A 25,307-nucleotide genomic window follows, 5' to 3' on the forward strand; every position below is an offset into this window, starting at 1 on the left:
GGCAGGGATTCACTCCTTCACCCGGATGGTTTCCGCTAGGCCGCGATATTGGATGTCCGTGTCGTACATGCCTTCGGCGAAGGCCGGAGGCACCGTGTACGTCCCTGAGTTCAGCGGCTTCAGGCGGAACTCGAAATATTTTTCGCTGCCGTCGAGACCGCCAAAGAATACCACCCGGTCTTCCTGAACATCGATGTAGTCCGGCTGCCACAAGGGTTTGTCGGCGATGGGCAGGGATTTTCGGGAGCCTAGCCCTTCCTCGCCCAGGTCTATTTCGAAGCCACCGGGGATCAGCATGACCACCGCGATATCCTTCATGGTACGGTCCGAGTGCAGGGCGAAGCGGATGTGCAGCTTATCCTCCAAATCCAACTGTTCGGCCTTTTCGCCTTTTCCGTTCAGCAGCATTCGGTTGATGGTGAGGCCTTGGCTGATGGGCTCGGTTGGTAGCAACCGGTCGTAGCCGCGCTCCGTCAACTGGTAGTAGAGATTCCAGGTACCGTCACCGCGCATTTCCAGGGGGCGGGCCGAGCGTTCCAGAACCGCCCGCTTGATGGTCTTGCCCTGTAAATCCAGGGGTAACGGCGGCTGGCCGGCGAGCACGCTGAAGGCTTTGCCGTGGTCTTGGTCGAAGCGTGTCCAGAGGCTTCCCAGGCCGAGCACGGCCATAGAGCCCCGGAAGGAGCTGATCCTTTGTTTCACCAGGTCCTGGGCCAATTCCAATAGATAGCGCCCGAATTGCGGGTCCTGGGTGTCTATGAAATCGGGGGCGTGCTTGTTGATCAGGTAAAGGTATAGGCTCATCGCCTCAGGGTTGTTTTGAATGTTCCAGGGCAGCAGCCCGGTTTTTTTCCACTGGCGCTGGAATTCGCCGAAGAAGCGGTCTGCATCGGCATCCAAATGATGCAGCTTATAGGCGGCGCCGAGGAAGAACCGTACCCGGCTGGCCGCCGCTCCGCCTTGGTCCCACTGCCGCTCCAGTTCGGCCTCGAAGGCCTTGAGCCGTTCGGCCGCATTTTGGCCGTTACGGGCCAGCAGGTAGAGAGCATAGGCCTGCGCTTCGTGGTCCGGCCAGGCGTAATGCCGCTCCTGGGAGTATTGATCGGCGTATTTCATGGCCCGCTCGAACATCGCAACGGGCGTCTTGAGGCCCCGCTCCCGGGCTTCCAGCAGCAGATGGGTGGCGTACATGGAGTAGAACGGGTTGCCGGCGTCGGCGACGGACCAATAGGCGAAACTGCCGTCGTGTTTCTGACGGGTTTGCAGGATGTGCAGGGTTCGGTCCAGCAGTTTATCCACATCCCCGGACGATAGGCCCAGTTCCGGGTTCGCGCCCAGCACTACCGACGGGAAGGCCTGGCTGACCAGTTGTTCGGTGCAGCCGTAGGGATAGTGTTTCAGGAACTCGACGATGCCGCGGAGGTAGGCGGTAGGCGTCATGGCGACCGCCAACTCGGCGTAACGCTGTTCATCGTATACCGTGCGTGTCAGATCGAGTCCCCGGCTTTTACCGGACCGTTGCTCCTCGATCCGCAGCACGCCGCTTTGCAGGGTAGTGAGCAGGGATTGAACGGGGCGGATGCTCATTTCCTCGCTATAGCCGGTTTCCCGCCCGTCCCCGGCAACCCGGTAGCGCACCGCGACCGGGCCGAGCTTATCCTTGGCCCGCGCCTTGAAGCGCACCATCCCGTCCCGAGCGGGTCCCAAGGTCAGGGTTTGCGGATTGGGCGAGAGCAATTCCAGTGAATCGCCGGCAGCGACGGAAACCTTCAGGGTCTTTTCCCCGCTTTCGCCGGTGGTATCGGCCACCAGGACTCCCATGTCGAACTCGTCTCCCGGCGCTACCGCCAGCGGTTGCTGGGGCTGGATCACGAAGGGATTGCGGGCGACGGTACGGGCCGCGGACACGGCGAACTGACTGGTATTGGCGGCCACCGCCAACACCCGGATGGTCCCGTTGAAATAATCGGGCACCGGCACGGATACTCTATGCTCGCCCCGCGAGGCGTCCAAGATGCCGGACCAGAATGCCAGTGGGGGCTTGTGCTTGCGGGCGAAGGGATTCTTATACTTGCCGAAGGTTTCGGCGTCTTCGTCCCCGCCCGGTGCGGACAGTTTCTGCACCAGGGCGTAATCCGGCAGGATCAGGTCCAGAATCTGATGGGTTTTGAGCTGCAAGGCGCGCTTCCGGAAGAAGTGGTCGAGAGGCGCCGGATTGTGGTAGTGGGCGAACTGGAGAATGCCTTCGTCCACCGCGTAGAGCACCAGCTTGGTAGCCTCCTTGACTCGGTAACGTACGTCCAGGTTGGTGCCGGGTTGAACCGTTTCCGGTACCTCGAGTTTGACCTCGTTGGTGAAGTCCTGCCGGGAAATGGCAAAGGGAACCACCCCGTAGCTGAGGGGACTCATATAGATTTCCTTGGAATCCAGGGAGCGGACGAAAGCCACCGACAGATAGGCGTTGCCGCTGGTTCCCTTGGGCAGGGTGATGCGGTGAGTGGAAGCCGTGGTGCCGGTCTTGATCCATTGGCTGGCGAGGACCCTGTCCTGCTCGATGGTGATGAGCCCGGCACCCTGATAGGGGGCGACGATTTGCAGTTCGATTTCCTCTCCCGGCCGGTATTCCTTTTTGTTCAGGCTCAGGTTCAGCTCGGCGTTGCGTTCGATGTTGCGGGACACGTTCCCTTCGCCGGCCACGGTATAGGACACTCGGTTCATTTCCTCGCCGCGTGCGTTCTTGAACACGACGAAGAAACTGCCGGGATTTTCGGTTGGTAAGGTCAGGCCGGCCCGCCCTTCGGCGAGAGCGATCTGCTCGGTCTTGCGCTGTTCGTCCCGCATAACCGACTGATAAGCGTAGAGGCCGTCGTTCCGCTTCACCAGAGTGGAGACAAAGCGCGTTTCATGGATTTCGGCGGTGATGGCGTCGGCAGCCTTCGGTTGGAAGTCCGGACCCAAGGCCAGCAAATTCAAACTGCGCCGGGTTCCTTGCGGAATGTAGTCCAGGCTGCCGTCGGCGGCGTAGCCCAGCAGGAAGGGCTGTTTGGAAACTAGGACGGAAGCCACGCTAACCACGGAACGCCCGGAGCCCTTCTCGAAGCCTTCCCCGGCCAGGGCGATTTCGAATACGGGCTCGCTGATGGCGGCCAGAGGCAGGTCGAAGCCGGCTTCGCCCTGGACATCGGTGGTCACTTCGCCCAGATCTCTGGGCAGCTCCGGAATATTGGCCGCGACCGTGCCCCGAAACCGGTAGTCCGGAAATCCGGGCACCTGGCCGAACCAGGGCCGCACGGTCATTTCCAGTTTGGCGATGTTGCCTGCCGCCGGTGTGCCGAACAGGTTGCGTACCGTGACCTTGGCCTTGGAGTCTTCGGGAGCTAGCCAGCCCCCGGCCGGCGCTCCGAGGATCTCGGTCTTGACCTGCAGCCGGTCCGGCTGGAATTCCTCCACCCGCACCGTAGTGAGCCCCAAGGATTTCTTCTGCTTGTCGGCGACGAACAGTTCGACGCGGTAAGTGCCGGTCTTGCCGGCTTCCGGGGTCGTCCAGCTCAGTTCCTCGAAACCTTCGGTGCCGAAAGCGAGGGTCCGGCTCCAGATTTCCTGATCTTCCGGATCGGTGATCACCGCCTTGAGAGGCAGGCCGGCGGGCAAGGGAGACCAATCTCGTTTGCGCAGGATCAGCCCAATGTGCACGGTATCCCCCGGCCGATAGATGCCGCGGTCGGAGAACAAATAAGCGTGCAGGGAATCGGCGGTGTCGCGCAGCCCGTCGATGTCGAAACGGGAGACGTCCAGCAGTCGGTTGTCCCGGGAGAAGGGCAGGAAGGATAGGTCGCCGTCCTTTTCGGCAAGGTAGACCGTGGGCGTCTTTTCCGCCTTGAAGCCTTCGGCCGAGGGGATGCTCACCCGGCCCTTTTGGTTGGTTTTGCCGGAAAATATCGGCACGCCGTTTTTCCCCAGCAGGGAAACCTGCGCCCCGGCCAGCGGCTGGCCGCTGCGGAAAGACATCACGAAGACATCCTGGCGGCCGTCGGAACCGGTCTTGACCAGCAAGCCTATGTCAGTCAACAGCACCAGGCGGCGATCCTCGGGCACGGTCGCACCCACTTCCGTCGCGTCCGTCCCGCTTCCGTCCCCGGAGGTCTCCCCGCAGCCGCTTCGTCCGTCTTCGGCGGGCTCCTCCGCCTTGGGGTTTTCTTCCCAGTCGGCGTTCGACGTATCCTCGGGGGGGCAGGGCTCGGCGGGGACGGATGCGTCGGCCTTTTTTTCCGATACCGAGAGGAGGAACAGTCCCCGCGGCGAGTAGCCCTTGTTGCGGACGAAGCGGGCGAAATCCACGGCGAAATACTGCCGCTCCATTTCCTTGCCGGCGGGCAGGATCTCGTCGTAGCCGAGGCGTTCCGCGAAATGTTCGATGGGCACTGTGAACGAGGGTTGCTGGAAGGCACCTCGGGTAAACTGAGCCAGATGATGGATGTTATGCGGAAGCACCCGTTGCAGTTCCATGTGAAGCTTGTTCACCCCGCGCACCGCTACGCCGAGTTTCTTCGTTCCGGTCAGGCTTAGGAGGGCGCCGTTGTGGAGAATCTTGAGCTCCCGCTGATTTTCCCCGAGTTTAATCAGATAACGGGCATCCTTGTCCAGGCGAAAACCGTCCACGCTCTCTAACCCCTTGTTGATCTTGACCAGAAGTTGGCGTTTTTCCGGGGCCGAGAAGGTCAAGTAATGAAGAGTCTTGTCCTCGTCGTCGGATTCCCGCGCAGAGACCGGAATTGCCTTCGAGAGCGTGATGGTGTCCTGACCCGCCTGGTCGGCACTCTGCCACTCCAAGATGTCTTTTTCCGCGCACAGGGCGGGCCGCTCCGGGTTTTGCTCCCGGCAGTCGGGCAACAAATAGGCTTCGACCGACCTGAACAACGCGGAAGGTTCCTTGAGCGGAACCGTGGTCCGGAGTACGAGTAGACGCTCGATGTCGCCGTCTTCCTTGATGACATCGCGGGTCGCGAGATCGGTGACCTTCAGATAATCCCGGGCACCCGGAATGGCGAGATTCCGCTCGGATCCCCGTCCCGCAGGTTCACCGCCCAGGCTGGAAATCACGCCTTTATCCAAGGCAATCTTGACTGCGCCGGGCTCTTCCGGGATCGGGATGGCTACGGTCTTCAAATAGGCGAGCCGGGGGTCCTTTTCGTCATAGATCAGTTCGAAGGGTATGGAGCGTACCCGGCTATCGTCGAAGGACTTGGCGGGCTCGACCCGAAGGCGCACGGACGTCTTCGCCGCGAGGCTGTCCCGCTGCGGCGGATAGGCGAAGGAGAGGGTGGCCGTGACCCGTTTGATCTTGGGATCGACGGGGTCGCTGTACAGTTGAATGCCGGCGATGGAGCCCGTCATTTCCGGTGTTTTGATAGTCGTCGAAACCCTAGGCTTTGCAAAGACGAGACGAGGGAACGCCTCGGCGGTGACGGCGATTTCGTAGGATGTTCCGGGCTTCAGCATTTCCGGACTGGCAGGCGTAAAAAGCAGGTCCGCACCCGCTGCCGAGTCCCCGTAGATCCAGGTTCCGTCCACGGCGGGGTTGACGGTTACCCCGCTGCCGACCTGCTCTCCGGCCGTGGTCTTTTTCGCCGATTCGGCCAGGTCCCGGCCCTGCAGCCGTACGGCGAACTTGCCGTCATTCAAATCTACGCGGATATCGGTGACCGTGGGCGGCTTTTTCACCGGCTCGTCGATCCTGTCCCAGGAACTGCGAATCATCGGGAGTTGGCAGGCGGCGCCTTTGGCTAGAGTGGTTGACGCCCCGGCGGTACTGCGATCCCTCAGCTGGATGATGCCGGGCTTGATCTCGAAGCGCAGGGTGCCGTCCCGGTTCGGGCGCACCAGGGGATCGGAGGCGACGGTGATGCGGGAGCCCCGGCCCGCGCGCAGCGGTACCTTTAGGCCTTCTCCCGTCATGACCGTGAAAGAAGGATTGTCGACCGGATAGTTGAATTCCACCAAGGCTTCCAAGGCACGGCGCATGGGCGCTTCCAAGATATCCTTCCAGCGGCATTCCTGACGGACGATCGCCAAGGGCGGAGTCCGGAAGACCAGTGTCCGGGTTTTGAAGCCATAGCCTTCGCGCAGGTTTACTCCGTTTAGAGAGATCCTCAGGCGCGAATCGGGTTGAAAAGTCGTACTATCCGGTACGAAGACCAGGCGCGAAGGATCTTGCCAGCGCCACGCGCCGGAAACCGGGGGATCCAGTTGCGGCATAGCGGCCGGAGGTTTGCCCGCGTCATCCAGCGGCGCTACCTCCTGGGCAAAATTGAGTACTAGCAGCGGCGTCCATTGCTGGTGGTTAAGGAGGTATACCGATGGGCTCACCGCTTCATGGCGCCGTTCGCAACCGGCAAGAACCAACAGGAACGCTGGCAACAGCAAAAAAGTAAAGACTTTCCAAAATCCCCGTGGTAATCCGATCATAATTTCGCCTTTTCCCCGACCGTTCCGTTTCTGCCGGTAATGAAAGAAATGCCAGTTACCCGTCACCCCTTCCAATCGCAAACGGCGTCTCCGGGAGCGCCAGAGCCGCCCTTCCAATCGCAAACGGTCGCTTTAATCGCGATCCTTCCAAATCGCAAACGGGCCTTTAATCGGCCCCTTCCTTGCCGGGGTGACGATGTGGTTTTACTTTCGTTACGAGCAGTAAATATAGATAGTGAATTCGATCCGGTAACAACGGACCTCTGCTGTCGATGGCCTCCACTGTTGCATTGAGCGAAAATTAGGTCGAATACCGATCATCCGATAGTCGAGTGGAGCACCCTAACCGTTTATCCAAGATTCCCGAGCTGGCCGCGCGTTGGCGTTCTCGGGATTTAAGCGATGCCGCTTATGCGGCGCTGTATTTCTTTATCTGGCAGATCGCTACGCACGGTCAGCGTTTCGCCTCCCGCAAGTCGAAGAACGATCCGAGGCCGAACGCTTCAAGCTGGGTGGCCGATTTCGACCGATCGGTGGGCAGGGAATTGGAGTTGCTGCTGATAGACCGCGTGGAGCGCTATCACTTTCTCGGCGTCATTCCGAACGTTTCAGTAGCGCTCTCGGCCTGGCTGCGCGGCGAGTGGCCGCTATTGCTGATCGAGCGGATTCCGACGCCCGAAGAGGTTTTGCTCATGCAGGCGGCGGGCCGTCGGCCGATTACTGTCGTGGCGGATTATCCGCGGCTCTTGCGGCCGGTTCTCAAGAAGCCGAATGGGTTCGCTTTTTTCGTGCACGATCTGGAGCATGCCTTCAAGTTCTTCCATGACTGGGATCTTCACGAAGGCCAAAGGAAATTTTTCGGGTTGATCCTTCAGGCCGTCCGGCAAGATTTATTCGACCCTTATCTGGGCGATGAGGTTTTCGCGGAGAAATTCGATTACCTCATCAGCGACATGAATACCCATGTGATTCATAGTCTGCGCTTCCTGGGCGCGATCCTGATCGAGTGCTTTTTGCGCCGGGAAGAAAAGACGCCGCGTGAAACGCTGTCGCGGGCTGCCGAGGACGAGATCGCCGCATTGCTGCATGCATTGAGTTCTTGCTGGGAGTTTCCCCCGGCTGCGGAGAAAGCGCTGCTGCGTCTGGTCAATGGCGCGTTCGGAGAGTCGGATGCGGCCCTGATCGAGGAAACGGTCTTGCTGGCGGGGTAGCGAGTTCCGGCTGAACTCCCTGGTGGATGGGTGTTATTTGATTCTTGTAGGGTGGGTTAGGCCGGGAGGCCGTAACCCACCGAGCGACCCTGAACCGGTGGGTTACGCTACGCTAACCCACCCTACAAATGATATTCATCTGAATGCCGAATGGGATTACGCCGTTTGTACGACGGCGGCTTTGACTCCCGGTTCGTCGTGGCGTTCGATGACCAGCGCGGGCCGGGTTTCTCCGGCGCCGATAGTCAGTAAATCCCAGATCAGCAGGACCAGGCCGGCGGCGGTGACGATCCCGAGGATCAGCCGCCAGACCATGGCCTGCGTGAACCAGTAATGGGTCTGCCCGGCGAAATAGCCGCTCCAGGTCGAGCCTTCGATAGCGCGTTCGATGAACGATTGCTCGTAGCCGGCGATGAGCAGGGCCACGGTCATGCCCAGCACGCCGAAATTCAGCAAGGCCATCGACCATTTCCATTTCCAGCCGTTGTCGGCGAGATTGGCGCCCATCCACACGTTGCCGCGCCACTGCTGCGCCGCGAGATAGAAGAAGGCGATGTTGATCGTGGCGTAAGCGCCGAAGAATGACAAATGGCCATGGGAGGCGGTCCATTGGGTGCCGTGGGTGTAGAGATTGATCTGCGGCAGGGTATGCATGAAGCCCCACACGCCCGCGCCGAAAAAGTTGCCGAAGGTATGCGCGATCACCCAAGCCAGCGCGGGATGATTGGTGCTTTGGAATTTGTGCACGCCGGCGTCGTAGATTGAATGCACCACCATGGCGACCAGCGGAATCGGTTCCAAGGCGGAGAAGAAGCCGCCGATGGGGAACCAGTACTCGGGCGTGCCGATCCAGAAATAATGGTGGCCCAGCCCCAAAATGCCTGAGCCGAACATCAGCGCCACCTCGATGTACAGCCAGGTCTGGACGATTTTGCGTCGTGCGCCCAAGAGCTTCATCAGGCTCCAGGCCATGATGCAGCCGACCAGTACCTCCCAGGTCGCTTCCACCCAAAGGTGGACCACCCACCACCACCAATACTGATCCACGGTCACGTTGGTCGTGTAGAACATGCCTGCCATGTAGAGACCGGCCAGGGCGACCAGGTCGAGCGTGAGCACGCCGGAGACGCCGGACCAGCGGCCCTTGGCGAAAGTGCCCGCGACGTTATAGAAGAACACCAGCAGGACCGCGACGATGCCGAGATCCGCCCAGCGCGGCGCTTCGATGTATTCGCGCCCCTCGTTGATCAGCCAGCGGGTCGTGTCGTCGCCCGCGCCGGTTTGCAGGAACAAGTACACCAGCACGACGATGGCGACCGCGGCCGTCAGCACCCAGAAAGCGATCTGCCCAAGCTTGAGCCCAACGATCTCGACCCCGCTCTCTTCTTCGAGAAACCAATAGACGGCGCCGATGAACCCGTACAGCATCCACACCACCATGGCGTTGATGTGAATCATGCGGTTCACGCTGAAATCCAGCGTTTCGAAGAGAAAGCCGGGGGCGATGAATTGAATGGCGGCAAGCAAACCGAAGAGAATTTGCGCTACGAAGAGAACCATTGCAACGATGAAATATTTCACCGCGAGCTTCTGTCCACCGTTGAGATTGCGACTATCCAGGACGCCGGCGCTCATTATTGATTCTCCTGTGCGTAGAGGGTCTTGAAGTTATGCGGGAAGCCGTTGGTGTCGATGGCCGCGGTCCACTTTAGAAAGGCGATCAGTCCCCTGGCCTCGTCTTCGGTGATGCCGAGATTGGGCATCTTGCGCCCGGTGCCGTAGGACCTGGCGTTGCCGGCCGGATCCTGGAGGAACGCCAGCATCAGCGTCTCCCGGTTTATTTCGTCCACCCAATTGGGATCGAGCCAGGCCTTGGTCAGGTCGGGTGCGTAATAGGCGCCGTTTCCCAGGATGGTGTGGCAGTTGATGCAGTTCTTCGCCTGAAAGGTCTTTTTGCCGAGCGTGACGAGCCGTTCGGCGTCCTCGTTGCTCAAGGTGTTGCCGAACAGGGGCGCGTCGCCTCCGATGACGGGCATGTAGCGGTTCAGCTTGGCGTCGAGACGGTAGTCGATCTTTTTGTTGATGACGCTGTAGGCGGGCACTCGATTGCTGTTGCCGGCCGACACTTTGGCCATCGAGTCGAACGTCAGGACGATCAGCAGCAGAAACGAAACGGCTGTCACCCAGATGGCGGTTTTTTTCCAAAAAGTTTCGGATGCCCATAGCGGCGTGGCTTTCACGATTGCTCCTCCTCCTCTTGTTGTTGTTGGTTGATGATCGGACGATCGTGTTCGGAGTGTTCGCCGGCATGTGTGGCCGTGCAGAGCAGCCAGATCGCCTGCGGGGCCGCGAAGTACCCGATCAGCATGACGCCGGCGATGACTCGCCAGAAACCGGCGAAATGGGATGTTTCCGCCAGCACCCAAACCGAGACGGCCAGAAAGCCGTAGCTGACATAGGCCGAAATCAGGAATCCGGGACGGCGCGTCAGCTTGCCCCAGGCAAAAAGCGCGGCATAAGAGGCGCCGGCGAGGATGATCGCAGCGGCTGAGAAGACGTTGAGAAAGAAATCCTTAAGCTCGACCGGTTCTATCATCGGCGGCGGATCTTCCCGTAATGATCAGAGTGTGGAGGGCCTCATACTAGGCTAGTCGACATTTTTCCATGGAAGCGGACTCGGAGAAAAAGATGTGTTTTTTGGCGCGCAACGCCCGCGATTCGTTCGCCGTGTACCGCCGTCGAATGGCCCAGCTGGAATGCTTCTGTCAGAGGTCGGCGCCACCCCTAATCGAGCGGCGCCGTGAGCGTATCTGTTTGCGTGTGTTTAACCGAGTCGAAGGCTACACGTCCAAGGATCCGTCGTTGTCATAGTCGTCGAATCCCTCGCTCGAGTCGTCGAAGTCGGCCTGTTCGAATCCCGGATCGGCAGCCGGCTCGTCGGTGTTGTAGTACTCGTTGATGGTGATGTTTTCGACGTTTTCAGGAGTTGTCGACGCCGAATCGAGGAATCCGCCACCGGAGCCGTGGTGCAAAAGACTTTCGATGCCCTGGAACAGGAATGCGCCGCCCGCGATCCCGGCCGCGGTCGCTGCCGCCGTGCCTAAAAAGCTCATGCCGGCGCTTGGCCCGGCCATATTCGGAGCATGGGGCGATGCCGGCGGACCGCCTGCGGGCGGTACGGGCGCCGCGCGGCTCGGGGATGCGTTCCAAGGGTCCGTGCCCAGAAAACCGCCGCCCTGAGAGCTCTTCGACTGTAACTGGTTGATCTGGTTTTGCAGTTGCGCGATTTGGGCTTTGGCGGCATTCAGCGCTTGCTCCTGCAACAGCGCTTTCTGCACGAGCAGATAAGTCGCATCCGGCTGCTGCGCGACGGCTTGATTGATTAGGGTATCGGCTTCGGGATCTTTGCCGGATCCTTTAACCTGCTTGAGCTGATCGAGAAAATCGGTCAGCAGACGTCGTTCTTCGGTGTGCATTAAGATCTCCACATGGATTAGGTCGGGGTGTCGCTGAGTTGGGGATTTATCGGGTATTTTACAAGGTCCAATGAGCGGCGCCGCTATCGGGCGCCAGTTTTATAGACAGCTTCCAAGGAGAATCAGCATGGCTACCGTACTGGTAACCGGCGCCAATCGCGGCATCGGCCTTGAATTTTGCAGGCAATACGCGGAAGCGGGCTGGAAGGTCCTCGCGTGTTGCCGCCGTCCGGAGAAAGCTTCGGATTTGAACGGCTTGGCCGTTCATCATCCGTCGGTTTCCATCCATCAGTTAGACCTCGGCAGTTTCGATCAGATCGATGCGTTGGCCCATGCCTTGGCGTCCGAGTCGATTGACGTGTTGATCAACAACGCGGGAATCTATGGCGACTCAAGCCGGAATGCGTTAGGTGCGTTGGATTACGAGCATTGGGCACGGGTTCTGAAGATCAATGCCCTGGCACCCGTCAAGATGACCGAGGCGTTTCTTCCCCATCTTTTGCGCAGTGAACGCAAGTTGGTCGCGGCGATAACCAGCCTCATGGGCAGCATGGGCGACAACACGAGCGGCGGCTCGATCATGTACCGCTCCAGTAAAGCCGCGCTGAATGCCGCCATGAAGAGTCTCTCGATCGATCTCGAGGACCGCGGCATAGGGGTGTTGATCCTGCATCCCGGCTGGGTCAAAACCGATATGGGCGGGTCGAACGCGCCGACCTCGCCGGTTGAAAGCGTCGCGGGCCTGCGGCGGGTGATTGACGGGTTTGGGTCCGGCGATTCGGGACGGTTCCTGGATTTTCGCGGCCGTGAGCTGCCCTGGTAGAGACGGCGACAAGGCCGCAGGTTCATGGGGATTATTTGAAAAAAAACAGACCTTTGCCTACGCTTGATGCAGCGAGAGAACTTCGGAACGAGGCAAGCTTCGAGAGTCAATGAGCTTTCTCGTAGCCGTGGTCGCGAAAAATCAACACTCAGCCATCAAGGGGCCACTCATGTCGAGATCAATAAGAACCATTTTCCTTTCGGCGACGGCGGCATTATTTATGTCGTCCACGTCGATGGCCTCGGACAATTACGGTCGTGACGTCGCCGTGAAGCTGGGTTCGGGACTGAGCAATCTGGCCTTGGCATGGGTCGAGTTTCCCAAGAACATCATCAACACCACGAACGAAACCAATGTGACATTCGGATTTGCCGGCGGCGTTCTCAAAGGCGGTTTGCACACCCTAGGCCGTATCGCATCCGGCGTAGTCGATGTCATTACCTTTCCGTTGCCCACTCAACCGATTGCAAACCCGACTTTCGTCTGGGAGAACTTCAACGTCGAAACCCAATATGGCCCCGTCTTTCAATTGAAAGACTAACTCTGAGCGCGGCGGGCTTCTCGTTAAGGCCCGCCTTTTTTTGGGCAAGAGTGGTGCGGAAAGCAAGATCACATCTCAACCCAGTCCGTTTCATTCATTACCTTTCCAGCGTTATTTCCGGGTTCCCCCCAGGCGGAGATCTTCGCCAGAATTGATAAACCTCGATCGAAATCATAACGGCCCTGACGAGTCCAAGAAGATAAGGGACAACCTACGGCGTCGATTACCCGAAAATCGCTATCAACCTGGAATTCGAGCGGATTCTAGGTTGATTGAAATCGCCGTCTAAAACAGGGACTCCGGGAATTCCTGGATCTGCATCGGCTGATCCGGTTTTTAATTTTGTTTATGCGCCGGGCGTGATACTCGACTCCGATCCTGGACGGGCGGACGGTTTTCTTTACGATGAGTTGGTATATGCCAAAGGAAAAAAAGGGCAATCCGGCATCAATGTTCCTAAACGGGATGTCTGAATTTAAATCAATCGATCGCTTTACCCGAACATTGCTGGACGGCTTCGACGATGCCGTGTGCATGCTCGACGACGCGGGCCGCCTCATCTTCATGAATCGGGCGGCGGAGAGGCTATTCGGTTATTCCGAAGAAGAGCTTCGTGGCCGGCCGGTGTTTTCGGAACTGGAGGTGCGGGCGGAATCCATGCCGCTTCGATGGGGCCGCAAGTCTCCATCGATTGCGCAGGAACGTTTTTTCCATGCCGACGAGACCCGGTTCCGCCGTAAGGACGGGACGGTATTCGCCGCCCGCTACAGGCTGACGCCCTTAAAGGAAGGTGACGTCCGTTTACATCTTCTTCACCTTACCTGTACCGGGCCGCATGTGATAAGCGATACCGCACTCGATACGGAGTCAAACCTCAAGGCGATACTCGACACCATCAGCGATGGGGTCATCGTCATTGACGAGGTCGGGATTATTCAATTGCTCAACCCGGCCGCCGAGCGATTGTTCGGATACAAACGGGAAGAGTTGATCGGGGAGAATGTCAAACGACTCATGCCTTCGCCGTATCGTGAAGAACACGACGGCTATCTCGCCAATTATCGTAAAACCGGCATAAGAAAGATTATCGGCACCGGCCGGGAAGTCGCCGGTCAGCGCAAGGACGGCAGCGTCTTCCCGATGTATCTATCCATCGGCGAACTTCGGCAAGCGAATCGCCGGTTATTCGTCGGCATCACCCATGATTTGACCCGGCGAAAACAGAACGAGGAATATCTATCGATTCTCTCCGGGGCGGTGGAGCAAAGCCCGAACGCGATCATGATCGCCGACCTCGAAGGGCGGATCACCTTTGTGAACCGGGCGTTTTGCCGCCTGACCGGCTACAGTATCGACGAAGTCATCGGACAGAACCCGCGCCTGTTGCAATCGGGCCAGACGCCTCCGGGAATTTACCGGCGGCTGTGGGAGATGATTCAGGCGGGCAATGAGTGGCAAGGAGAGATCCAGGACCGGAAAAAATCGGGCGAGCTGTATTGGGCTTTGGAAACGATCACGCCGATTTGCGATGGCGCCGGAAAAATCGCCCGTTATCTCGCAACCCAACGGGACATCACCGAGCAGAAGCGCAATAAGGAAGCGTTACAGGAAAGCGAGGAGCGCTTTCGGCAAGTCGCCGAAATGGTCGGGGAGTGGTTATGGGAGCAGGACTCCGAAGGCCGCTACGTTTACAGCAGCGGCTCGGTCTACGCCATTCTGGGCTTGAAACCCGAGGAAATCATCGGCAAGCGCTATTTGGATCTCCTGACGCCCGAGGATCGCCAGCACTGGACCGGTACTTTGCCGCCGACCAAGCGCGTTCACGAGTCCTTTTACAAGTTGATCAATCATTACCGTCACCGCGACGGGCACGAAGTTTTTACCGAATCCACCGGAGCGCCGATATTCGACGAGCAAGGCCGCGTCATCAAGTGGCGCGGCATGGATTTGGATATTACGGCACGCAAGCGGTTCGAGGACACGCTACGGCTGCGCGAGCGGGCCATCGAAGCGGCGAGCGTCGGGATCGTGATCGCCGACGCTCGGCAGCCGCACTATCCGAATATCTACGTCAATCCGGCGTTGAGTCGGATTACCGGCTACTCGCAGGAGGACCTGCTGGGACGGAACCTCAAGATACTGCAGGGTCCGGAAACCGAGGAGACCGCCAAAGAAGAGATTCGCGAAGCCTTGCAGCAAGGGACCAGTTGCGAGGTCGTGCTACGAAATTACCGCAAGGACGGGACGCCTTTTTGGAATGAGCTGCTGCTCTCGCCGGTTCGGGATAATCAAGGTACCGTGACCCATTACATCGGCATCCAAACCGATGTGACCGAGCGTCGGCGGGCGGAAGAAGAACGGCATGAGCTCGAAATCGCCAAGCACATTCAGCTCTCGCTGCTCCCGAAAAAACCGCTGAATCTCCCGGGTGCCGAGATCGCGGGTGTCTGCGTGCCGGCAACCCACGTCGGCGGCGATTATTTCGATTATTTCCATTACGACGACAACGCCGACATCGTCATCGCCGATGTATCGGGCCACAGTGTGGGCGCCGCCCTCATCATGACCGAGATGCGCAGCACCTTGAAGGCCGAGACCCGCAAGACGCCGGACAACCCGTCGCCGCAGAGCACCGCCGAGGTTTTGCGCGCGCTCAACCAGTTGCTCTACGAAGACTTGAGCGCGGCAGAGCTTTTCATCACGATGTTTTACGTGAAATACGATCTCGAAAAGCGCGTGCTGCGCTATGCCAATGCCGGCCATAACCGTGCTTTATTGCTGAGACAGAGCGACTGGATCTGTAGCGAGCTGGATGCGGACGGATTGATTCTCGGCGTCAAGCGAGACGTGATTTTCGAGGAGAAAACACTGATCCTGGAGCCGGGCGACCGATTACTGCTCTACACCGACGGGGTGATCGAGGCGCAAAACGAACAGGGAGAATTCTTCGGTATCTCTCGATTGTGCAACGTCTTCTCCGCCGATCGCTCGGAATCGCCGGAAACGACCATCGGAAAACTGTTGGATGAGCTGCGGGCATTCTGCGGCAAGAGCGAATTCGAAGATGACATCACCATGGTGATCTTGCAGGTTCGCTGAGACGCTGAATTTCGATGGGTACACCCCGCTTTGTCCGGCTCCGAAATCCCAATCTCGCCGAGCGTCAAAACAGTACCGGTGCCGGAAACGCTGAGCCCTTCGACCACGCTCAGGACAAGCTTGTTCCGGTCTACAGAGACGCCTCATTCAATCAATATAGCCTTCGTAGGCCGGGATAAGGCGTTAGCCATTCCCGGCGTTCGAGTGCCGTATCGATCACTGACGCTTTCATATCCAAGAAACCGCCATACCGTAGTAAAAAATGCTGTAATGATCCGGGCTTATCACTTGAAGCTCTGAAGAAATGTAGAAACCGTTCGTGTTGAGCCCTTCGACTGCGCTCAGGATGAACTCCGCGAAGCGGCGTCGAAACACGAAAATCCGACACTTCGACGCCGCGCTAGCGCGCTACGCTCAGGGCGAACGGATTGGTTCAGAGCTTCCTTAACTTAACTTTACCGCGATTCACTTCTTATGCGCATGGCACCAAATCGCTCTATTACTGCTCTTTTTTGCGTCCTGGCCTTAGCCAGCTGCGCGGAATCGGAGACCAAAACCTCGACGCAGTCTACGTCCCGCCAGCCGGACTATACCCGGGGCAGGCATGTCTATAACGCCTTTTGTGCCGAATGCCACGACTCGGGCCAAGGCGGAGCTCCAAGGCTGGATGATTCGGGAGCCTGGGAGTCGCGCGCCTTAGGGTTTCCATCGTTGCTGACGGACCATGCCACGAACGGGTTCTTGGACATGCCGGAAAAAGGCGCCCGTTCCGACCTGAGCGGCGAAGCCGTTCAGGATGCCGTCCATTACATGATCAGGCAGATCGCGAGCGGCGAGTAGAAACGGTGTAGACTCGGCAAGAATATGAGGCCTGCGCTGCTGTTTGCCCCGGAATTGCGGGAATAGCGCGGCCGGACCGATTAATGGAAAATGACGGCCGCAAAACATGTCGGGCCATGAAACTTCTCATTTGCCTTTACTGTCTTATCGGGGTTTATTGTCTTAGGTAACTCTACTTATCTGGCAGGGAGCGCTTTTAACCAGGAGTGCATCCACATCAAACGGTTCTTGTCGAATGGCTATGTTCTAGGGGTGCTCGCAACATTAGGCATATTGGCCATTCTGGCGTTTTTCAACCCGGTTTTCATGGGATCGCCCCCGCTGCTGCTGTTCCTGGCGGCGGTGATGCCCGCGGCTTGGCGCGGAGGGGTCAGGGCAGGTTTTTTTGCCACGGCATTGAGCACCTTGGTCGGCATTTACTTCCTGGTCGAGCCCGGTTATTCGTTCTATGTCGCCGAGACTGCCGAAAGGCTGCGGTTGCTCCTTCTGTTCAGTGTCGGAGCGCTGCTCAGCTTCGTCATCGATCGGTTGAGAAAGTCGGAAGCCCGAGCGGTGAGAACGACTCTCGATCGCGAGAGACAGTTGAAGAGCGAGATGGCCGAGCATTGGGAGACCGAGCAGAAGCTCAAGGATGGCGAAACCTTCGCCCGTAAAGTGCTCATGTCCTCTCTGAACGGTCTTTATATCTATGACATAAAGACCGGTACCGATACGTTTATCAATGCCCAGTACACGAGGCTGACGGGCTACACCCTCGACGACCTTCGCGCCATGAGCGGACCGGAATTTTTCGCCTTGTTTCACCCGGAGGACCAGGCGCGGGTCGCCGCACACCTGGAAGATCTCACGCGGATCGTGAACGGCGACGTGTCGGAGATCGAATACCGCTTCAAAACGGCGGATGGCCGCTGGATATGGTGCTTGTCGCGCGATTCGGTCTTCTCGCGGGATCCGGATGGAGCCGTCCGCCAATGCATCGGGGCGTTCCTGGATATCACGGAGCGCAAGCAAGCCGAAGAGGCACTTCGCGAGTCCGACCGCCGCAAGGATGAATTTCTGGCGATGCTGGGGCACGAACTCCGAAATCCCCTGGCTCCGATCCGAAATGCCGTAATGGTGATGAAAAAGATCGGCCTGCCCGATCCCAAACTGTCTTGGGCAGGGGATGTGATCGACCGGCAGGTCAATCAACTGGCGCACCTGGTGGACGATCTTCTGGATGTCTCGCGTATCGTCCAAGGCAAAATCACCCTACATAAAACCACGGTTGAGGTTGCCAAGGTAATCGAGCTGGCACTCGAAACCAGCCGGCCGCTGATCGAAGCCCGCCATCACGAGCTCATCCTCTCGATGCCCGAGGACCCTCTGCGGCTGGACGGGGATGTCATACGCCTGGCGCAAGTCGTAGCCAATTTGCTCAACAATGCCGCGAAGTACACTCTGGACGGTGGCAAGATATGGGTGACCGCTGCTCGTAAGAACGGCGAGGTGATTATTTCCGTGCGCGATACCGGCGAAGGCATCCCCAAGAATCTATTGCCCAAGCTCTTTAAGCTTTTCACACAAGCCGAACGCACCCTGGATCGCGCCCAAGGAGGCTTAGGGCTGGGCTTGACCATTGTGCAAAAGATCGTCGAATTGCATGGCGGCTGGGTTGAAGCCAACAGCGAGGGGCCCGGCACGGGCAGCGAATTTACGGTATGTCTACCGGTTTCCGGAGCGGCGTTCAAGCCCGACTTTCCCTGTAAGGAAGCTTTGAACTAATCCGGAAGCCGCTCGTGTTGAGCCCTTCGACTGCGCTCAGGATGAACTCCGCGAAGCGGCGTCGAAACACGAAAATCCGACACTTCGACGCCGCGCTAGCGCGCTACGCTCAGGGCGATCGGATTGGTTCGGAGCTTCGTTTGTAACTTCCGCAACGAGTAACCGCACACCAAAAACTTTGTCCCGCTTCGGATGCCTATAAGTAAAGGTCATTCGGGAGCAGGATCATGATTCGACTCGCATTCGGGAGTACTGAGCCGGGGTACGGTGTAACGCTTGGGCCGTCGCCGTTATTCCGGGTCGGAGGCACTCATCCGGCAAGGGCCGGAAAAATCCATCGTGGCGAAATACAAGAATCACTTTTGGGAGATTCAGGGCCAGCACTTTACGCGCTACGACTGTTTGGATATGGTGTCGATCCATTTCGAGGATGTCGCCGGCGATCCCTCGGAATCGTTCGGACCGTTTGCTTACTTCTGGGTAACCGACGGGGCGATTTATGCAGAAAGGGACCTCTTTGCCAAATTCATGGAAGAATCCCAGCTTTGGCATTGCTATCCGGCGGACACCTATTGGCCGGTCATGGTGGTCACGCAAGCCGAGCAGGCTGCTTAGAAGCTGTTTAGAAACCGTGATGAGCGAGTGTCAGCCGGGCGCGGCCGGAGCGCAGAAACCGGAGCCTACATGAGCGTAGGTGAGGATTTCGAGCACCGCCCGCGTCCGGATCACGCTCGCGTAGTAGGTTTACAAACAGCTTCTTAGTTTTCCTTTGGCTTAAAACTTCGCACCGGTCGCAAATTCTTAACCGTCTGAATTTCCGTGGCAAGGAGCGCTATGGACGCTGGACATGCTGCAAATCTCAAGGAAGATGGGATGAATCGATGAGCCGCGTCGTGCTTTTTAGTTCGAATTCGGGCGCGTTGATCGTCTTACTCCTCGCGCTCTCGCTATTCGGGTGCGATCAACAAGATTCCGATTCGCTCCGCCTGACGGGCTGGATTTCGTCGCCGGTCGAAGAAACCCTCACCCGATCGTTCATCGATACCTTCGAGCGGCGGCACCCCGGCCTCCCGGTTCACTACGAGCCGATCACGGCCAACTACATGGATAAGCTGCTGCTCATGCTGGCCACCGGGACCGCGCCGGATGTGGTGATGCTGGAAGCGTTCTGGATTCCGCTGCTGGTCGACTACGACGTCTTGTTGCCGCTCGACGATTTCGTTGCTCAGGACCCCGGTTTTTTTCCGGAAGACTTCGAGCCGGCGCTGCTCGACGCCTTTCGATTCAACGGGAAGCTCTACGGCTTGCCCAAGGATTATTCAACCCTGGTGCTCTACTTCAACCCGGCGATGTTCGCCAAGGCCGGACTCGCGGGAGCCCCGAGGACTTGGGACGAGTTCGCCGAGTATGCGCGGCGGCTCACCCGGGATACCGACGGCGACGGCATCGTCGACCAATACGGGTACTGCCATGCGGAAGCCTTCGAATACTCGCTGCCTTTCGTCTGGCAGAACCGGGGCGAATATTTCGATGCGCAAGGCCGAGCCGCCTTTGACGAGCCCGCTTTTGTGAAGGCGCTGAGCTTTCTTCAACGGATGAAGACCGACGGCGTCGCCGTCATGCCCTCGGATGTCGGGGCGGCGTGGAACATGGACGCCTTCGGCCGCGGGCGCGTCGCCATGGCGATCTCGGGACTCTGGGCGGCGAATTTCATGAAAGAGACTTATGCGCGCACCCCGTACCGAGTGGCGCCGCTGCCCGCCGGAAAGCAGGCCGCTTCGATCGCGTTCGTGGCCGGCTATGCCATTCCCAAGGCTACCCGGCATCCGGACAAGGCATGGCAGGTGCTTCGGTATCTCACCGGACCTGAAGGTGGGCGCATTTGGGAAAAATCCGGTATCGGGCTGCCGGCGCGGCGTTCGGTGACGCGGGATTTGGAGCTTGAGCGCGATCCGTTGAAGCGGGTTTTTCTGCGGAGCCTCGATCACGCGCGGGTCTGGCAATTTCGGGTGAATCAGCGCGTCTTGGACGAAACTCAAAGCGCGCTGCAAGCCATCTTTCTCACCGGCGCAGCCATTCAGCCGACGCTGGCCGATTTGAAACGCCGCTTGGAGCGAGGACGGCTGCTGCAGGCCGATTCTCGAAGCCGTGAATCGCAAAACCGATCCGAGGCGTCCCGCTGACATGCCTAATTCAAGAAGGTCAGGGACGACCGAGCGCTACAGGGAGGCCGTAAGCGCCTATTTCTTTCTGCTTCCGTCCCTAGTCGTTCTTTCCCTTTTCGTGTTCGGCCCCTTGGTCTTTATCCTCGCCGTTGCCTTTTTCGACTGGAATCTCTTCAGACCCGAGCAGCATTTCCTGGGCGCGGCAAATTTTGTCGAGTTGGCGGGCGACGAGCTGTTTTTCACCGCCTTGCGGAACACCGCGGTCTATGCCCTGGGCGTCGTACCGATCCAGACGCTTTTGGCCTTGTTGCTGGCTCTGGCCGTCAACCAGAACATTCCCGCCCGGGGATTTTTTCGCGCCGCATTTTACATCCCGGCCATCACCTCCTCGGTGGTGACCTCCATCATCTTTCTGTGGATCTACTCGAAACCGGGCTTGCTCAACTACGTCCTGTCATGGTTCGGAATCGTGGGCCCCGACTGGATCGGATCGCCCAAATACGCGCTCGGCGCCATCATGGCACTCAACGTCTGGTCGACCTCGGGGTATTTCATGGTGGCGTTTCTGGCGGGGCTCCAGGCTATACCGGTTTCGCTTTACGAAGCCGCCCGGATCGACGGCGCAAGCTCCTGGGGACGTTTCCGGCATGTCACGGTGCCCGGCCTCAAGCCCACGCTGTTTTTCGTGGTGACCCTGGGGATCATCGGCACCTTCCAGGTGTTCGATCAAATTTACATGATGAGCGCGGGCGGGCCCGTCAACGCCACCACTACGCTCAGCTATTTCATCTATATCAGCGCCTTTCGGTACTTCCGGTTCGGCTATGCCGCGGCGGCGGCCGTGGTGCTGTTTGCGATCATTCTGCTCGTCACCCGCGTGCAGCAGAAGATCGCTCGCCCGGAAGCGCCATGACTGGGCGTGTTCGAGACCTGAGCCGGAGGGCGATCGTCCTCGTTCTTCTGCTCGTGGCCACCGGCATCTTCACGCTGCCGTTTCTTTGGTCGCTGTCCATCTCGTTTCAGCCGGCGGGGGATGTCTTCCGTTGGCCGATCGAGCTCATTCCCGACGAGGTCACCTTGCAGAATTACCGGCGGCTCTGGACCGAAATTCCGTTCGCCCGGTGGCTGCTCAATAGCAGCGGCGTCGCACTGGCCGTGACGCTGGCAAACCTTTTTCTCGATGCCCTTGCGGGCTACGCCTTCGCCCGTTTGCGTTTTCCGGGGCGCAACCTCCTTTTCGCCCTGTTGCTGGCGACGCTGATGGTGCCCGCCCATGTGACTCTGGTGCCCAAATTCATGCTCTTGAATGCCTTGGGTCTGGTGAATACCTATACCGCTCTGATCGCGCCGGCCATGGTTCAGGTGGTCGGCATTTTCCTGATGAAGCAGTTTTTCGAATCCATCCCCCGGCAATTGGAAGAGGCGGCCCGCATCGACGGCTGCAACCGGTTCCAGGTGTTTTGGCGAGTGGTGTTGCCGGCCTCCAGACCCGCGCTGGCGGCACTCGGCATATACACCTTCCAGGGCAACTGGAACGAGTTCCTGTGGCCCTTGGTGGTGACCACCACCAGCGACCGGTTCACCCTCCCGGTCGGCCTTGCCATGTTCCGCTACGAATTCCGGGTCGAATGGACCATGCTGATGGCGGGCGCCGTGCTCATTGCCCTTCCGACGCTGCTCATATTCCTGGTCTTCCAGCGCCTTTTCATTCAAGGCATCGCCACGAGCGGATTGAAAGGGTGAATCGGATGGCCGAAACCATTCGGAAGCTCAGAACATGATCGAGCGGACGGCCTTGCCGGCAAAAACGCCGCTGATCGACATCGACCTCAAGCTGGTTTACCTGATCGCCCGGTCGCTTGTAAGGCGGGTTACGCTCCGCCAATCCGCTCTACATACTTACTCTACCGGCGCCCGATAATTCGTCAGCCAGCTCACCAGGACTATTCCCAGTCCCATCAGGATGAAAAAGAACCGAGCGGCTTCGATATCCGAAAAACCGAATAGAAACGGCAAAACCACCAAAGCCGGCCCGACGACCCGTTCGATCAGGCCGTGTACCGGAAAGGGGAGGCGCCGGTACGCGCCGAGGGGAAAGTCCGAAATCAGGGTGACGGCAAGATGCACGAAGGCGAGGGTCCGGGAAATCACGGCCGGGAGCCCGTCGAATCCGAAAAGCGTCGGCGCCAAAAGGAAGAAAACCACGGTCGCATAATCCAGATAGCCGTGAAGGCTGGCGGAAATCGGCTTCATGAACGGTCCTCCTATCGCGTTGAATGGACGAGGACATGCAGCGTAAAACACGTCTCCCGGCCTGTCTGTCATCTTGATTACATATTCAGCGGCGGCTCGTTGCTTGGGCTTGTTCGAGAGCCGAATCGTTGAGACAGATCAGGTCTCTGGTATAGTCCAGAAAACCGCCGCGGCGAAGCTCGTTCATGACCTTGGTCACCACGGGGCGGGTCGCGCAAACGAGATCGGCCAGATCCTGCTGGGTCAGCCGGATTTCCAGCGCATAGCCATGAGAGCAGCGCGTTCCGAACGCGGCCGCCAAATCCTTCAGAACGGCGACGAGACGCTGGTCCACGGTTTTCGTCAGGATTTCGATCAGCCTCCCTTCGGCGCGCTGCCGGGCTTGGGCGATTCGGGTCAGCAACCCTGCGGCGAAGTCCGAATCGGAGCGGATCAGCCGATCGATGTCGGTCTGCCCGATGCGAAACAGACGCACGTCGCCGATCGCGGTTGCCGTATGCTCGGCCGTGACGCTCTCCAGCACGTTCCCGAAAACGTCCCCGCGCCGCAGGATAGCCGTAGTCACCTGGCTCCCGTCCTCGTCGATATGGGCCAGCTTGACCAGACCGCTCAGCAGCCAATATTGGTCCTCCAACCGCATGCCCTGGGCATAGATTTCCGCCTTATCCCGGAATTCCAGCACGGTCAGCGAGCTTGCCGAAGCCTTCCACGCGTTCAGTTGAGATTCCAGGACCTGTGCATCGACTGCCGGTGGTTTCATGATGGACCTCCATAGTTTTGTAGGGCGGGTTAGCGCAACCCGCCTTCCGAGACATTCGAACCTCACTCCAAATCCCATGCCTGAATATCGACCGGCGCCGCCAATTCCAAGGGATACTGCCCCAACCGGACAAATCGGTGAAAGCTCGAATGCGGCCAATCGGCGGCACGTTGCGCCCAGCCGTGTTTAACCGGGTTGTAGTGTATGTAGTCAAGATGAGCGTCGAAATCGGTTTGATCCCGAATGGCATGCTCCCAAAACCGTCGCTGCCACACGCCGCGTTCGCGTTTCATCTCCCTTCGGGTTGATAGCCGTTCCCCCGGCGCCATGGCACGCGCGAAAGCCGACTTGATCAAGCGCCAGCGCGTCGAAAAATCCACATCGTCCGGCGGCAAGGTCCAAAGGCAATGTAGATGATCGGGGAGTATGACGATGGCCTCGATCCGGAACGGGCGATGATGGCGCACGGTACGAAAGGCTTCGCGTAAAGCGTCGATGTTTTCGGTCAGCAAGCGACGTCGACGTTCCAGCACCGCCACGGTAAAGAAGTACGAACCGCTGGGAACATAGGCGCGAATGTAGTTGGGCATGGCGGCAAGTTTGCCTGATCTTCCGGTCGCTCGGAAGGCGGGTTACGCGAGTACGCTAACCCGCCCTACAAAACTAAACGCAATGCCTACCCCACAACCCCTACCCGCAAATACCCGCGGCCACCCACAACTATTAGTGGCCTCAGCGCTCCCCAATTTTTCATGCGTGCTCATGCATCATCGATAACGATTTGTAATTAAATGAATTTTTCTCCTGATCCAACGGTGGCGCGGCGGTTGCCATAGAGAGTATGTCGCGAGTCGGTCTCGCGCAGAAAACACTTCTAAGCTGGGCCGGCCGGTGACTGATGCTTAGTGACGCTGTCGAATAGCTAGACCTTCGTTGATGAGGAGACAAAACATGGATTCGACCGCACACGCGAAGAAGCGCCTGCTGAAAGGCCAGCGGGCCATCGTTACCGGCGGCAACACCGGCATCGGAGCGGCCATCGTCGAAGGCTTGGCCGAAGCCGGAGCGAGGGTGGTGGTGAACTACGTGACCGAACGGGACAAGGCGGACGCCCTGGTGGAGCGCATCCGCGGAAACGGCGGCGAAGCTATCGCCGTCGAGGCCGACGTGAGCCGCGAAGAGCAGGTGCGGGCGCTGTTCGGCGCTGCGCTGGAAGCGTTCGGAAGCGTGGACATCCTGGTGAACAACGCCGGATTGCAGAAGGACGCGCCCTTGACCGAAATGAGCTTGGACGACTGGGAAACCGTGATCCGCGTCAACCTGACCGGACAGTTTCTGTGCGCACGGGAGGCGGCGCGGGAGTTCATCCGCCGGGGAGTGAAGCCGGAGCTCTCCGTATCGGCCGGCAAGATCATTTGTATGTCCTCGGTGCACGATGTCATTCCCTGGGCCGGCCATGTCAACTACGCGGCTTCCAAGGGAGGCGTGGCGATGCTGATGAAAACCCTGGCCCAGGAACTGGCGGTCCACAAGATCCGGGTCAACGGCATTTCGCCGGGAGCCATCAAGACCTGCATCAACTACGACGCCTGGATGACCCCGGAGAAGGAAGCCGAGCTGCTGGAGCTGATCCCCTACGGGCGGCTCGGGCAGACCAAGGACATTGCCAAGGCGGCGGTCTGGCTGGCGTCGGACGAGTCGGACTATGTCACCGGCGCCACCCTGTACGTGGACGGCGGCATGACCCTGTACCCCGGCTTCGACACCGGGGGCTGAGGCGGCGATCCGAAGAGGAGGCCTGCAGCGTGGTAGGGCGCAATAGGGTATTCCCGTATTGCGCCAAATGGTCGGTGGCACGCATACGGCGGAATACGCTGCGCTATTCCGTCCTACAGACTTGAAGGAGCCAG

The 25,307-nt window shown here is 58.9% G+C and carries 21 protein-coding genes; 13 read left to right on the forward strand and 8 right to left on the reverse strand.

Annotated features, from left to right (window positions below; all coding sequences use genetic code 11):
* Positions 1 to 9: 9 nt before the first annotated feature.
* Positions 10 to 6,465 (reverse strand): alpha-2-macroglobulin, encoded by a 6,456-nt coding sequence (locus VEB01_RS13410; RefSeq protein ID WP_324876235.1) that lies wholly within the window; start codon positions 6,463 to 6,465, stop codon positions 10 to 12.
* Positions 6,466 to 6,797: 332 nt separating this feature from the next.
* On the opposite strand from VEB01_RS13410, the gene VEB01_RS13415 reads away from it, so the two are divergent.
* A complete protein-coding gene (locus VEB01_RS13415; RefSeq protein ID WP_324876237.1) occupies positions 6,798 to 7,676 on the forward strand; it encodes a hypothetical protein in 879 nt (292 codons plus the stop codon).
* A gap of 156 nt (positions 7,677 to 7,832) precedes the next feature.
* Here VEB01_RS13415 and VEB01_RS13420 read toward each other — a convergent pair whose 3' ends face one another.
* The 4 genes from VEB01_RS13420 to VEB01_RS13435 form a co-directional block, all read right to left on the reverse strand.
* Complete coding sequence (locus tag VEB01_RS13420) at positions 7,833 to 9,311, reverse strand: cbb3-type cytochrome c oxidase subunit I (protein WP_324876239.1); 1,479 nt, start codon at positions 9,309 to 9,311, stop codon at positions 7,833 to 7,835.
* Entirely contained in the window at positions 9,311 to 9,916 is a 606-nt protein-coding gene (locus VEB01_RS13425; protein WP_324876241.1) for a cytochrome c, read from the reverse strand. Before VEB01_RS13425 ends, VEB01_RS13420 begins: the two co-directional genes overlap by 1 nt.
* Positions 9,913 to 10,272, reverse strand: a complete 360-nt coding sequence (locus VEB01_RS13430; protein ID WP_324876243.1) for a hypothetical protein — start codon at positions 10,270 to 10,272, stop codon at positions 9,913 to 9,915. The genes VEB01_RS13425 and VEB01_RS13430 overlap by 4 nt, the downstream gene beginning before the upstream one ends.
* A 244-nt stretch (positions 10,273 to 10,516) precedes the next feature.
* On the reverse strand, positions 10,517 to 11,152 hold the full coding sequence (locus VEB01_RS13435) for a DUF2076 domain-containing protein (protein WP_324876245.1): 636 nt from the start codon (positions 11,150 to 11,152) through the stop codon (positions 10,517 to 10,519).
* Between the two features lie 127 nt (positions 11,153 to 11,279).
* On the opposite strand from VEB01_RS13435, the gene VEB01_RS13440 reads away from it, so the two are divergent.
* The 11 genes from VEB01_RS13440 to VEB01_RS13490 all read left to right on the forward strand — a co-directional run bounded on the left by VEB01_RS13440 (position 11,280) and on the right by VEB01_RS13490 (position 22,305).
* Positions 11,280 to 11,975, forward strand: a complete 696-nt coding sequence (locus VEB01_RS13440; RefSeq protein WP_324876247.1) for an SDR family oxidoreductase — start codon at positions 11,280 to 11,282, stop codon at positions 11,973 to 11,975.
* A 169-nt stretch (positions 11,976 to 12,144) separates the two neighbouring features.
* Entirely contained in the window at positions 12,145 to 12,516 is a 372-nt protein-coding gene (locus VEB01_RS13445) for an exosortase system-associated protein, TIGR04073 family (RefSeq protein ID WP_324876248.1), read from the forward strand.
* Between the two features lie 272 nt (positions 12,517 to 12,788).
* A complete protein-coding gene (locus VEB01_RS13450) occupies positions 12,789 to 12,989 on the forward strand; it encodes a hypothetical protein (protein ID WP_324876249.1) in 201 nt (66 codons plus the stop codon).
* Positions 12,982 to 15,615, forward strand: coding sequence for a PAS domain S-box protein (locus tag VEB01_RS13455; RefSeq protein ID WP_324876251.1), 2,634 nt, complete (start codon positions 12,982 to 12,984; stop codon positions 15,613 to 15,615). The genes VEB01_RS13450 and VEB01_RS13455 overlap by 8 nt, the downstream gene beginning before the upstream one ends.
* A gap of 480 nt (positions 15,616 to 16,095) precedes the next feature.
* Positions 16,096 to 16,455 (forward strand): c-type cytochrome, encoded by a 360-nt coding sequence (locus VEB01_RS13460; protein WP_324876253.1) that lies wholly within the window; start codon positions 16,096 to 16,098, stop codon positions 16,453 to 16,455.
* A 228-nt stretch (positions 16,456 to 16,683) separates the two neighbouring features.
* Positions 16,684 to 18,219, forward strand: a complete 1,536-nt coding sequence (locus VEB01_RS13465; protein ID WP_324876255.1) for a sensor histidine kinase — start codon at positions 16,684 to 16,686, stop codon at positions 18,217 to 18,219.
* A 276-nt stretch (positions 18,220 to 18,495) separates the two neighbouring features.
* Entirely contained in the window at positions 18,496 to 18,834 is a 339-nt protein-coding gene (locus VEB01_RS13470) for a hypothetical protein (RefSeq protein WP_324876256.1), read from the forward strand.
* A gap of 266 nt (positions 18,835 to 19,100) precedes the next feature.
* The gene (locus VEB01_RS13475; RefSeq protein ID WP_324876258.1) at positions 19,101 to 20,402 is read left to right on the forward strand and encodes an ABC transporter substrate-binding protein; all 1,302 of its coding nucleotides are present in this window, start codon (positions 19,101 to 19,103) and stop codon (positions 20,400 to 20,402) included.
* Position 20,403: 1 nt separating this feature from the next.
* Positions 20,404 to 21,297, forward strand: coding sequence for a carbohydrate ABC transporter permease (locus VEB01_RS13480; protein ID WP_324876260.1), 894 nt, complete (start codon positions 20,404 to 20,406; stop codon positions 21,295 to 21,297).
* A complete protein-coding gene (locus tag VEB01_RS13485) occupies positions 21,294 to 22,127 on the forward strand; it encodes a carbohydrate ABC transporter permease (RefSeq protein ID WP_324876262.1) in 834 nt (277 codons plus the stop codon). Before VEB01_RS13480 ends, VEB01_RS13485 begins: the two co-directional genes overlap by 4 nt.
* 34 nt (positions 22,128 to 22,161) lie before the next feature.
* The gene (locus tag VEB01_RS13490) at positions 22,162 to 22,305 is read left to right on the forward strand and encodes a hypothetical protein (RefSeq protein WP_324876264.1); all 144 of its coding nucleotides are present in this window, start codon (positions 22,162 to 22,164) and stop codon (positions 22,303 to 22,305) included.
* On the opposite strand, the gene VEB01_RS13495 is transcribed toward VEB01_RS13490, so the two are convergent.
* The 3 genes from VEB01_RS13495 to VEB01_RS13505 form a co-directional block, all read right to left on the reverse strand.
* On the reverse strand, positions 22,284 to 22,637 hold the full coding sequence (locus VEB01_RS13495; protein WP_324876266.1) for a hypothetical protein: 354 nt from the start codon (positions 22,635 to 22,637) through the stop codon (positions 22,284 to 22,286). The genes VEB01_RS13490 and VEB01_RS13495 overlap by 22 nt on opposite strands.
* An 85-nt stretch (positions 22,638 to 22,722) precedes the next feature.
* Positions 22,723 to 23,397, reverse strand: a complete 675-nt coding sequence (locus VEB01_RS13500) for a Crp/Fnr family transcriptional regulator (RefSeq protein ID WP_324876268.1) — start codon at positions 23,395 to 23,397, stop codon at positions 22,723 to 22,725.
* A gap of 62 nt (positions 23,398 to 23,459) precedes the next feature.
* Positions 23,460 to 23,987: an REP-associated tyrosine transposase gene (locus tag VEB01_RS13505; RefSeq protein ID WP_324876270.1), complete on the reverse strand. Its 528-nt coding sequence runs from the start codon at positions 23,985 to 23,987 to the stop codon at positions 23,460 to 23,462.
* Between the two features lie 361 nt (positions 23,988 to 24,348).
* On the opposite strand from VEB01_RS13505, the gene VEB01_RS13510 reads away from it, so the two are divergent.
* Positions 24,349 to 25,173: an SDR family oxidoreductase gene (locus VEB01_RS13510; RefSeq protein ID WP_324876272.1), complete on the forward strand. Its 825-nt coding sequence runs from the start codon at positions 24,349 to 24,351 to the stop codon at positions 25,171 to 25,173.
* Positions 25,174 to 25,307 lie beyond the last annotated feature (134 nt).

Source organism: Methylocaldum sp. (assembly GCF_035627495.1).
GTDB lineage: Bacteria > Pseudomonadota > Gammaproteobacteria > Methylococcales > Methylococcaceae > Methylocaldum.